The sequence below is a fragment of the Halomonas sp. genome (genome assembly GCF_052095695.1).
GTDB lineage: Bacteria > Pseudomonadota > Gammaproteobacteria > Pseudomonadales > Halomonadaceae > Vreelandella.
In genome coordinates, this window is the sequence record NZ_JBQDLQ010000116.1 from 1 (window position 1) to 9,298 (window position 9,298).

Genomic DNA, 9,298 nt, shown 5'->3' on the forward strand with positions numbered 1-9,298 from the left:
CAGCGTGTTGACGTGGTGGTCTATCGCGGCAATACTGTATTCGCGCAATACACAAAGGCCGATATGATGACTAAAACCACCGTTCACACCGTGCGATTAGATGACAAGCTAACCCAGCGGCTTGACGATGAAGCCAAGCGGCAACGTATGGCGACCGGCGATAGCGTTACTAAGGCCGATGTTATCCGCGCCGCCCTGGTGGAGTTCCTGAAAGCCAAGGGCTAGACACAGAAAACCCCCGCGCCTGCTGTAACAGGCCGAGGGCATGACACCGTGCCAACGTTTAAGGAAAAAACACGATGCAGAGCAAGTATACATTACCGGCGATGAACGCCGCGACACTAGCCGCCCTGGTGCGTGTACTAACGCCGTATAGAGGCGAACAGATCACACCGGCCATAATGGGCTTGGCGTTATCGCTGGCACGCATGGAGACTGCGCAATGAGTACCGAACAGCAACGGCAGCGCGCCGAGAAAGCGCTCAAAGATATGAACCACGCTGAGTCTCTGCTACTCAAGGCGCTGGCAGCGACAGACCCCCATAAGCGGCTAATGCTGGGATTGCAGTTTATCGCAGCGGATGAAGCCGTTGACCATGAAGCGCTTGGCGGTGTGGCTGATTATCCGGTGCCAACCGAAGCCGTTGCAGCATTGCGCGAGCTGAAAAGGGAGTTTGACCAATGACCCCACAACAAAAGCAGCTAATTGAGCAGTATAAAAAATACGCCTATGCGCAGGTAGAGCCTGCTGGTGGTGGCGGCTATGCAGTCCGCATCATAACGACGCATAAGGGTAGAGCGCCCGTTTATGGGCATGTTTCCTACGCATCCGGCAGCGCTTACAAGTGGGACACTGAGGCCGAGGCGTTAGACTTCCTGGCAGAGACGCTAGGCGAGCTATAGCAGCGGCGATAGGCGAAGCCCTGGCAGATGGCCGGGGCTTTTTGTTGGACGATAGGGAAAATCTATTAAGTCTATCGAGGCTATTGAAAGTTTCAATTAGCCAAGCTGTTTTTTGTCTGTATTGAATTTATAAAATAGCACAGTTATAATAGACACGCACAAAGAAAAGCCCCCACCACGATTAAGCAGAGGGGGCCAAGATCCTAAAACTTAGCGAGCGTTGACGGCACTCGCATAACTTGAAAGGAGTGTGAGAGCCCTTTCAAGTTGCCCCCATAATAGCGAAGCACCGCGCATAGTGCAACGCGAATTGCAGGGGGATTCCCGCCTACGGGGTGCATACGCCTGAGCTTGCTTTCCAATCGGAGAGCATTCAAATGCCACGATATATCACCCGCCGCGCCATTCAGCGTGAGTTACGCAAGCACTCTATGACCGTTCACTATTGGACGGATCAGCCAGACTTCCCGCGCCCGCAAAAAACTATTGGTCGTACCTACCTGTATGACGCTACCGCCGTTTATGAGTGGCTCGCACGTCACGATAAAGCCGACGAGTGGGACATTGAACAGCTACGCGCATGGGAGGTGGAGGTATGAGCCAAGTAGCACAGCTTGCACAGCCACAAGCCGACTTATCAGAAGCCCAGCGCCTTTTAGATGAAGGATTCCAGTTAGTACGCCTTCACGACTTCACCAAGCGCCCTATTGGTGATGACTGGAACAAGAAAGCGGCTTCCCATATCGCACCTGATGCGACTGGGTATGGCTTCCCGCTGGCAGTTAATCAGCGGTGTTCAATCGACCCTGACCATGTAGAAATGTCACGCGCTGGTCTTAAAGCATGGGGCTTTGACTTGGATGAGCTGTTAAGCGCTGGCGTTCGCACACGCTCAACCCGCCCTGGTAGTGGTGGCCGGTCTGCCTTCGTAGAAGATCCTGAAGGGATGTGCCGTTGGTTATCATTCCGAGTGTTTGACGATGAAGGCAAAAGCACAACTGTTTTAGAGCTTCGCGCCAAGTCTGCCAACCTTCAAGACTGCGTGCCTGGTGTTATCTACACCGACACCAAAACCGGCCAAGTTTGCTCGCAGGAATACGCGGGCGACAAGCGCTTTGATGATGAGCCTAGTTTGCCTGATGACTTCGCTCGCTTATGGCGTTACCTATCCACCGATGATGAAGCGCTGAGAGAGTACGAGCGCAAATTCTACGAGGGTATTGTTGCTGCTGGTTTTACTGTCAACGGGAAAAAGCCGGTTTTACTGCCTTCGATGGGTAGCGGCGAAAAACTACCGTTTGAGGCTAAAGGCACGCGAGGCGAATATAACCGGCAATACACGCCCGCCGATGTTATCGACCGTCACGGCTACCGCTACCACGCTAACATCGACCGCTGGAGCCACCCAGGGGCGACCGGCGAGCCTGGCATCCGGCCTATTCCTGGTAAAGATGACCTTTGGCGTTCAGACCACGCAGGCGACCCGCTGCACGGCACTTTTGACGCTTGGGCCGCCTATGTTCAGCTTGACCACAAAGGCGATGTAGAAGCCGCCGTTGCTGCCTACACCGCCGAGCGTAAAGCAGCCACGCTGCAAGAGTTCGGCGGGGAGGAGGGGCAGCCTGTCAGCCTACCGTCAATGGCTGCTAGCTCGCTGGCCTGGCAGATCAATCAGCGCGTACTCGACCTGTTAGCACTGAATAAAGACGACCCCCAAGCGGAAAAGGTAGCGGCTGATGCTGCTGTTATTGACGCAATGATTAACGGTGCGTTTTGGTCGGGGAGTTCGAGCAAAGTGTTCATGCTCAATGAGCTACAAAACCTCAACCGATATTCAGAAAAAGACGCGGCTAAGTTCCTGCAAAAACGCTTTGGAAAGATCCTCGACAGAACCGCAGTAGTAGAGCGCGTAGAGGAGCTGGACTTAGGCGGGGAGCCTGGCTCGCTGCAAGATCAAGAGCGTCGAAAAAAGCTGGTTAGCGCTGTGATGTTCTCACCAGATGCGGCAATTCTCGATCATCTTAAATATCACAATCAGCGCGATTCGCTAGAGTGGCGTGTCGATATGTTTGCCACAGTGCCGCGCCTGGTACTGCTGGAAGATAAGGCCCGCATCGTACTTACGCATACGCCTTTCAGCGTCAACACCAGCCACCACAACGCTGAAGTAGTTGCGGACTACAAAGAGCACTTCCCGCGCTTTGATGAGTTCCTAACCTTCCTAGTGATGAGCCGCTTTGCACGCGACCGCAAGAAAGCCTATCTATGGCTTCTCGCTGATAGTGATTGGGGCAAAGGCTTTTTGATGACCGGCATCATTGGCAACCAAGGCGGTATTGGTGCGACTGCTGAAACGTCAGTGCGTGAAATCGAAGCCATGTTCGAGGGCAAGCCCGTAGGCCGTTCGCCCGAGGAGTTCAAGCGCGCTTTCGCTTTGGTAGTGGATGAGTTCAAAAGCGTTAAAAGCGAAATCAAGCAACTGCAATCACAGATGAGCCTGGCACCTAAACACCAGTTAAGTTGCAGTGTGGAAATTTTCGCAAAAGTATTTATGAGCGCTGAGAGCGTGGCTAGCCTGGTGACTGAGAACGGTGTGGAAGATCAGTTCGCCAACCGCATGAGCATTTTTATCGAGAAGGGCAGCATTGATAAACGCGAGCTGTTCAACACGCTAGGTAAGCCACGCTATCAAAACGCCCTGGTAGCCTATGCCGCTGAGTTTATGAACCGTGAAGTTGAAGCTATGCAGGCAATGGCAGAGCTTGACGCCCAAGACCACGCCGAGCGCTGGCTAGGCGGTTTCATTGGCCGCAATGGACTAGATACGGTTTACGAGCGGTTTAGCGACTCACTAGAGCGCGTAGCAATGGATGCTATCGAGTGGCTGCACAAGTGGCATTACATGAGCGACTGCATGCTGAAGGACACCAGTTCTGGCCGCTGGTATCTGAAAAGCGCCCGCCTGATGGTCGATAAGTTCTTAGAAGAGACGTTCGACCGAAGCGAGGTAAACGCCTACCGCAAGCGTAAGCCTGAGATCCTGGCTCTTATGAGCGCCGATGGAAAAGGCGATACCAACCACCGGATAAACGGCAGCAAGCCGAAAAAAACGGTAATGCTCAAACCAGTGGGCAGCGGCTAACACCGGCGGGGGTAGCGGCCCCTACTGCACAGGCACCCAGGCCCGGCCATTGCGTCGGGCTTTTTTGTGCCTGTATTAAGTTAGCCTGTTAATTATGTTACCGGTGTTACTGGCTGTTACCGGAGGGCTTGGTAACAAAAAACCGCTCAACCATGCACCTTACAGCCGTTGTTACCATGTTACCGGCTTTTTCTTTTATCTGATAATGAAAAGGGAAGAGTAAGGTATAGGTATGTATTTGTAGGGGGAGTAGTAGGCGTTTTTCCTGGTAACACGGTAACACCGCCGATAAAGCCCGTGGTTGCCAGCTTTTTTGTTACTAGAGGGCTTGGTAACACCTGGTAACACCGGTAACAGTGGTAACAGCACCAGATAAAAGCGTTGGCACCTGGCAGTAATCCCGCCAGCTAACGGTATATACCGTTACCCACCCCACCGTAAACCTGAAATCTATGTCGCGGTATACCGCCGAAATATGCGCCCCTACCCTGCGTTTTGAGCAGTGCCGGTGGTCGTAAGCGCTTTTGCTGTATTCATATACAGTTCGCTATTTTTTGTGCGCTGCAACAAATTCAAGATTACCCGTATTATCTTGAATTTCTGGCCTAATAAAATCAATAACTTACAGAACGCCTGAATAATCTTGATTATCGCGCTTTTACTGTATGCCCATACAATTTCCATATAGTGGAAATAATTTCCACAAATGCTATAATAGAGGGCAGATAGGCAGCGAATACACCCCCAATAGGCCGCGATATGAGCAAGCAAGGCGCGTTACCAGACAGCTATACCCACGACTGGCTAGAACGGCTCGACGGTCGGACGCGCCTAGCCCAGGCAGTACGCGCCCGTTATGACGCCCTAACCAATGACCTTGGCGGCCATGCCTCGCTTTCCTACCAGCGCCGCTCGCTGGCTAAGCGTGCGTTATGGCAGGAGGCAGTGATTGAACAGATGGAGAGCGCCCTGGCACGCGGTGAAGATGTAGACCTTGGCCGCATGACGCAGGCGGTCAACTCGCTTCAAGGTCTCTACAAAACGCTTGGACTCGACCGCGTGGCTAAAGACGTGCCGAATCTATCCGATTATTTGAAGGCGCAAGCGTGAATATCCTTCAGTTCCTCGACTCCGACGGCTTGACGCCTGGCACGTTTGAGGGTGGCACCTGGAAGCCATGGCGCGCGGTGCTATCCGGTGCGTTCGGGCTGCCAATGGATGAGGAGCAAAGCGAGCTATTCAAGCGCTTATCAGGCGGCCGTGAAGCGCCCACAAGCCGCGCCAGAGAGTTATGGGTAGTAGCGGGCAGGCGTTCTGCAAAGTCCAATACAAGCGCTTCAGTGGCGGTCTATCTCGCGACCGTGGGCGTTGAGGTTGAAGGCCTGCTGGACACGTTGAAGCCTGGTGAGCGTGGAGTGATTAGCGTCATCGCCGTTGACCGTGACCAAGCCAAGGTACTGTTCCGGTATATAAGCGGCATCATCGACGCCTCGCCAGTCCTCGCCGGCATGGTGGCCAAGAAGAACGCCGATAGCATCGACCTGAACAACCGCGTGACCATCGAAGTAGCCACCAACAGCTTTAAAGCAGTGCGTGGGCGCACCCTCATCGCGTCAATCATGGATGAATGCGCTTTCTACAAAGACGCTGACAGCGCCGCGCCCGACGTTGAGCTATACCGCGCGCTAATCCCTGGCCTCGCCACCACTGGCGGCATGCTCATCGGCATCTCATCGCCGTATCGACGCAAAGGCCTGCTGTTCCAGAAATGGCGCAAGCATTACGGCAAGGCCGGCGACGTGCTGGTGGTGCAGGGGGGAACGCAAGACTTTAACCCCACCATTGACCCGCGCATCATCGAAGAAGCCCTGCAAGATGATCCCGAAGGCGCTCGCAGCGAGTGGCTAGGCGAGTTTCGACAAGACATCTCCGACTTCATGCCTCGCCAGATCATTGAGGAATCAGCGAGAACCAGCCCGCTAGAGCTGCCTTATCAGAAAGGCACTCGCTATATCGGCGTGGCAGATCCCGCCGGTGGTGGTGCTGATGAGTTCACGATGGGGATAGGCCACCTTGAGGGTGATGTGGTGGTGATCGACGTTATCCGCGCGCGCCGTGGCAAGCCGGCACAGATCGTTGAGGAATACGCGCCCCTGTTCAAAGAATACGGCATCGACCGTATCAAAACTGACAGGTTCGCCGGTTCCTGGCCTGCTGATGAGTTCGCCAAGCATGGTATCCAGTGCGACCAAGCCGCCAAGCCGAAAAGTCAGCTGTATATCGACAGCCTTTCACGCTTCAACAGCGGCCAAGTTCAACTTCCTCCCGATGACGTGCTCATCAACCAGTTCTGCAACCTGGAGCGCCGCGCTATGAGAGGCGGGCGCGAGCAGGTAGATCATCCAAGCGGCCACCACGATGACCGCGCAAACGCGGCGGTTCTGGTGATGGCAGAAGTATCGACACGGCCACCGAATTTAATTTTCGAGGTTCTGGAATCCGAAGCCGCCCCATGGGCTGCGTTTGGGTTCGATTGAACACCTAAACCCTAGCTAGAGGTATTACGCAATGTCAGAGACAGCCAGCATGCAGCAACTTGCAGAGCAAATGAAATCAGCCAGCGACTATGTGAAGCAAAAATATAGCGACCTGGAGCAGAAGTACAACGTGCTCGAACAGCACATTGAAAGTGTGGAAGTTCAGTCGAAGCAATGGCGACCGCATGGAGGTCAAGGCCAGATGGAAACAACCAGTAACCCCGAATTAGCGCAATTCTTTCAAAAGGGCATTTTGCCTGGTGCTGAAAGCAAGGCGTTAAGTGTCACAAATGATGGCCAAGGCGTCACGGTGCGCAGCGAGTGGAGCGACCGTATCGTTGCCCTGGTGCGTGAAACCTCGCCAGTACGCAGCGTGGCTAGTAACATGCAGACCAGCAGCAACGCGCTTGAAGTGCTGGTGGATCGGGGCGAAGTGGGTTCGGATTGGATCAGCGAGCTAGACGAGCGCACTAAGACCGCCGCCAGCTTCATGGAACGCCACAAGATCACAGTGAATGAGCACTACTGCCTTGTGGAAGCCACCCTGCAAATGCTGGAGGACTCGAACCTCAACCTCAACATTGAGCAGTGGCTACAGGGCAAGATCGGCCAGCGCTTCACGCGCCAGGAGAACGAAGCATTTTTGTTGGGTGACGGTATCGGCAAGCCGCGCGGGATGCTGACGTATACCACCGTACCGGATGCCGACTTTACTTGGGGTGCAGATCCAGACACCTATGAGATCGGCGCGACCTTCACCGGCGAAGCGGGCGACCTGACCACCGCCGAACCGCTGTTTAACCTGGTGGACAGCCTCAAAGCCCCATACCTTGAGAACGCCACCTGGATGATGACCCGCGCATTCAGAAATAAGGCGCGCAAAATTAAAGACTTGGAAGGCCGCTACATTTTTGAGCCGTCGCTCGCCGCTGGCGTTCCTGACACCTTGCTGGGCTATCCCATTGAGCTGGCTGAGGACATGAACACCCCCGCCGCTGATACTACTGGCGCATTGTTTGGCGACTTCCAGCAAGCGTATGCCTGCGTTGACCGTTTAGGTCTGGACGTTATCCGAGACCCATATTCCCGCCCGGGGTTCGTGCGCTGGTACGCCCGCAAGCGCCTAGGTGGCGCAATCGTGAACCCCGAAGCCGTTAAGGCACTGGTACTCGGCACAGAGCCAGCCTAACAACCGCCCCAGCCTTTACGGGCTGGGGAGGTCTGCCCAGGGGGGAGGGCGTCGTAAGACATAAGCCCCCGCCGGTATCAGTCAGCGAGTCACCGGTTTTCTGCAAGTAACCCTGACAGCGTGCAGCTTCAACCTCGGAGCGTGGCAAGCAAGCCCCCAGCCGGTTGTATTCGCAATCACTGGGGGCTTTTCATTAGACGGGAACAACCATGTACGATGGATTGAACGACCCCGAAAGCTACTAGAGAGACTACCCGCACCCGTTGACGCCGTGGCATAGTGTCGGGTACACACCAGACAAAACCCGGCAGTTCCCTACATGGCAGAATTAACCGTTGGCCGCATGGCTAAACTTTACGGATTGCACCGCTCAAGTTTGTATGAGGCAGTCGATAAAGGCCGCGTATCTGCTGGTCAGAACGCCAAAGGCCAGAAGGTAATAGACCTATCTGAAATGATCCGCGTTTATGGCCCCGTTCCTAACGATACCCGACACCCGACACCACAAAAACAGACACCGCCAGACACACCCGACAGTAGCGCCCTGCTGGATGAATTGCGGGCGTTGCGGGCTGAGATCGCCAGCTTACGTGATGAAGTTCACCAACTCCGCCGACTACCCCCACCAAGTACGCCAGAAGCGCCCAAAACGGACGCACAAACGACGATAGACACGACCTCGGCCGATGATGACCCCCACGGCTTGCGCAGCCTAGCGCGTGCGATGTTTGACGCCGCCCAGCGTGAAAAGTAGCGCCCTACTGCCCTGCAATGCCTCAGATTTTAAGCACAGCGCCTTGACGTGGCTGTCTATCGTGGTAATACTGGCATTACAGCAACACGGAAACTATCTTATGACCAAGACACACACCGTAAAAATGGATGAGCGTTTATCCGCAAGGCTAGAAGATGAGGCCAAGCGTCAACGCATGGCAACTGGCGAGAAGATCACCAAATCTGATGTTATCCGGCAGGCTTTGGAGCAATACCTGGCTAAACGATAGCCAATAAAAAACCCCCGCGCCTGCTGTAACAGGCCGAGGGCATGACACCGTGCCAACGTTTGAGGAAAAACACGATGCAGAGCAAGTATACATTACCCGCATTAAATGCAGCTACGTTAAGCGCGTTACTCCGCATCCTAGCGCCGTATCGTGACCAGCCAGTTAGCCGACCGGTGCTAGAGTTGGCACTGCAACTTGCACGCATGGAGTCAGCGCAATGAGTACCGAACAGCAACGGCAGCGCGCCGAGAAAGCGCTCAAAGATATGAACCACGCTGAGTCTCTGCTACTCAAGGCGCTGGCAGCGACAGACCCCCATAAGCGGCTAATGCTGGGATTGCAGTTTATCGCAGCGGATGAAGCCGTTGACCATGAAGCGCTTGGCGGTGTGGCTGATTATCCGGTGCCAACCGAAGCCGTTGCAGCATTGCGCGAGCTGAAAAGGGAGTTTGACCAATGACCCCACAACAAAAGCAGCTAATTGAGCAGTATAAAAAATACGCCTATGCGCAGGTAGAGCCTG

At 54.5% G+C, this 9,298-nt stretch carries 12 protein-coding genes; all 12 read left to right on the forward strand.

The annotated features are described in order from the left end of the window. Nucleotides 1–225, forward strand: a 225-nt coding sequence (locus ACTH5D_RS16220) for a hypothetical protein (protein ID WP_441673035.1), incomplete at its 5' end; no start/stop codon positions are given. A gap of 74 nt (nt 226–299) precedes the next feature. Then, nucleotides 300–446, forward strand: a complete 147-nt coding sequence (locus ACTH5D_RS16225; RefSeq protein ID WP_441673037.1) for a hypothetical protein — start codon at nt 300–302, stop codon at nt 444–446. Further along, nucleotides 443–685, forward strand: coding sequence for a hypothetical protein (locus tag ACTH5D_RS16230; RefSeq protein WP_441673039.1), 243 nt, complete (start codon nt 443–445; stop codon nt 683–685). The genes ACTH5D_RS16225 and ACTH5D_RS16230 overlap by 4 nt, the downstream gene beginning before the upstream one ends. Then, on the forward strand, nt 682–903 hold the full coding sequence (locus ACTH5D_RS16235) for a hypothetical protein (protein WP_441673041.1): 222 nt from the start codon (nt 682–684) through the stop codon (nt 901–903). The genes ACTH5D_RS16230 and ACTH5D_RS16235 overlap by 4 nt, the downstream gene beginning before the upstream one ends. Nucleotides 904–1,280: 377 nt before the next feature. After that, nucleotides 1,281–1,502 carry a hypothetical protein gene (locus tag ACTH5D_RS16240; protein ID WP_441673043.1) on the forward strand — a complete coding sequence of 74 codons (222 nt, stop codon included), beginning with the start codon at nt 1,281–1,283 and terminating at the stop codon, nt 1,500–1,502. Beyond that, nucleotides 1,499–4,045: a hypothetical protein gene (locus ACTH5D_RS16245; RefSeq protein WP_441673045.1), complete on the forward strand. Its 2,547-nt coding sequence runs from the start codon at nt 1,499–1,501 to the stop codon at nt 4,043–4,045. The genes ACTH5D_RS16240 and ACTH5D_RS16245 overlap by 4 nt, the downstream gene beginning before the upstream one ends. 759 nt (nt 4,046–4,804) lie before the next feature. Continuing rightward, entirely contained in the window at nt 4,805–5,155 is a 351-nt protein-coding gene (locus ACTH5D_RS16250; RefSeq protein WP_441673047.1) for a hypothetical protein, read from the forward strand. Further along, complete coding sequence (locus tag ACTH5D_RS16255; protein ID WP_441673049.1) at nt 5,152–6,582, forward strand: hypothetical protein; 1,431 nt, start codon at nt 5,152–5,154, stop codon at nt 6,580–6,582. The genes ACTH5D_RS16250 and ACTH5D_RS16255 overlap by 4 nt, the downstream gene beginning before the upstream one ends. 31 nt (nt 6,583–6,613) lie before the next feature. Then, nucleotides 6,614–7,771: a phage major capsid protein gene (locus tag ACTH5D_RS16260; protein ID WP_441673051.1), complete on the forward strand. Its 1,158-nt coding sequence runs from the start codon at nt 6,614–6,616 to the stop codon at nt 7,769–7,771. Between the two features lie 319 nt (nt 7,772–8,090). Next, nucleotides 8,091–8,525 carry a hypothetical protein gene (locus ACTH5D_RS16265; protein WP_441673053.1) on the forward strand — a complete coding sequence of 145 codons (435 nt, stop codon included), beginning with the start codon at nt 8,091–8,093 and terminating at the stop codon, nt 8,523–8,525. Nucleotides 8,526–8,625: 100 nt separating this feature from the next. After that, nucleotides 8,626–8,775, forward strand: a complete 150-nt coding sequence (locus ACTH5D_RS16270; protein WP_441673055.1) for a ribbon-helix-helix protein, CopG family — start codon at nt 8,626–8,628, stop codon at nt 8,773–8,775. A 217-nt stretch (nt 8,776–8,992) separates the two neighbouring features. Beyond that, nucleotides 8,993–9,235, forward strand: a complete 243-nt coding sequence (locus ACTH5D_RS16275) for a hypothetical protein (protein ID WP_441673039.1) — start codon at nt 8,993–8,995, stop codon at nt 9,233–9,235. Nucleotides 9,236–9,298: the final 63 nt, after the last annotated feature.